This is a genomic window from Streptomyces sp. NPDC059142, assembly GCF_042755665.1.
Classification (GTDB): domain Bacteria; phylum Actinomycetota; class Actinomycetes; order Streptomycetales; family Streptomycetaceae; genus Streptomyces.
Map to the genome: position 1 here is coordinate 6,690 of NZ_JBHZDA010000158.1, position 1,692 is coordinate 8,381.

Below are 1,692 nucleotides of genomic sequence, written 5' to 3' on the forward strand. Positions count from 1 at the left end.
CGCGGGCGCCCCCCCCCCCCCCCCCGCCCCGGGGGTCCCCCCCCCCGGCGGCGGTGTGGCCCCCGGGGGGGGGGGGCCCCCCCCCCCCCCCCGACGCAAGCAGCCGTACGGGCTCAGCGGGCGGCGAGGTGCTTGGCCCGGTCGGCGGGGCTCAGCAGCCCCGCCTCGTCCAGCAGCCGTACGGCCCGGTCCCGGTTGCAGCCGATCGCCGTACGGGCCGCGTTGACCGTGACGCACCCGTCCGTACGGGGCAGGCCCCGCAGGACCCCGATCGACTCGGCATCCGTACGGGGGCCCGTACGGGACTTCGCCGTACGGGCCGTACGGTCCGCGTCCGTACGGGGGCCCGTACGGTCCGTGCGGCCTGGATCCGTACGGTCGTCCGTACGGTCGGCGCCGGGAGGATCCGTACGGTCCGGCTCGTCCCGTACGGACGGCGGCCCGGCGGGCCGTACGGACGGCGGCTTCGTCTCGTGGTCTTCATCGAGCAGCCGGTGCACCCGCCAGATGATCGCCACGAAGGTGAGGACCACCAGGGCGGTCAGCCCCAGCACGATCAGCTCGCCGTGCGGGTTGCCCTCGTCGTGGACGCCGCCGCGCTCGGCCAGGTGGTAGGCCAGGTTCGACGCAGCCATGATCGACAGCGCCGGACGGACGTCGCTCTTCTTCTTGAAGGCGACCACGGCGTAGATGTCCACGCTGAGCGGGAAGAGCGGTGCCACCAGCTCGTGGAAGCCCGCCAGCCGGGCCAGTTCGTACTCGCCGCTGGCGGCCAGTCCCACTCCAGCGGCCAGCGCGACCCACGGGGCCCCGCGCCACAGCCGCCCGGAGAAATTGGCCCACCTCGCCGTACGGCGGCCCGCGGCCCGCGCGGCCGCGATCCGCTGCTCCGCCTCGTCCTCGCGCTGCCGGGCACGGGCGAGGGCGTCGCTGGTCTCGGCAACCAGGTCCGCCCTCTCCCTCTCGGCGCCGGCCACGATGGCCCGCGCCTCCTTCCGGGCCTCTGCTTCCGCGTTGCGCCGCATGTCCGCCAGCTCGGCGGCCAGCGAGCCGCTGCGCTCCTGGCGCTTCCGCTCATGCTCTTCACCGAGTTCGCGGAACTGCGCCTCGATGTCGGCCTCAGCCGCCTCGGCGTCCTTGCGGTGCACGACGAGAGCCGCCTCGATCTCCGCACGCCGCCCGGCGAGGCGCTCGTCCAGGTCCAGCAGCGCCGACCGGCGGGTCAGCTCCAGCTCGGAGTCGAGCGCGGCCCGCGCCGTTTTGATCTGCACCGCCTGATCCTGGGCTTCGCCGACGATCCGCGCGGCGTCGTCCAGGGCCGTACGGTAGGCGGCCTCCGCCGCCGCCCGGCGCATGCCGACCAGGGCGTGCGCCCGCTCCTCGGCCTCGGCGAGCACCGCGCCCACCTTGTCCTCGGCCTCGGCGAGCAGGATCTTGGCCCGCTCCTCGGCATCCGCCATGACCTCCTGGGCCCCGCGGGCCGCGTCCGTACGGGCCAGGTCGAGAAGGGTCTGCGCGTCGACCCGGGCACCGGCGCGGATCGTGTCCGCGTCGTCCTCGGTCCTGCGCAGCCGTTCCCCGGCCTCCTCGGCCGCCTCCGCCAGGACGCGCCTGGCGGCGGCGGCCGCCCCCCCCCGGATCTGCCCCGCCCCTGCCGCCGCGGCCCGCCCCCGGGCCACCGCGGCCCGGGCC

At 76.4% G+C, this 1,692-nt stretch carries 1 pseudogene; it reads right to left on the reverse strand.

The features are described from left to right. Positions 1 to 113 precede the first annotated feature (113 nt). Positions 114 to 1,692: pseudogene (locus ACFXPK_RS31555) on the reverse strand (hypothetical protein); the annotation flags it as partial.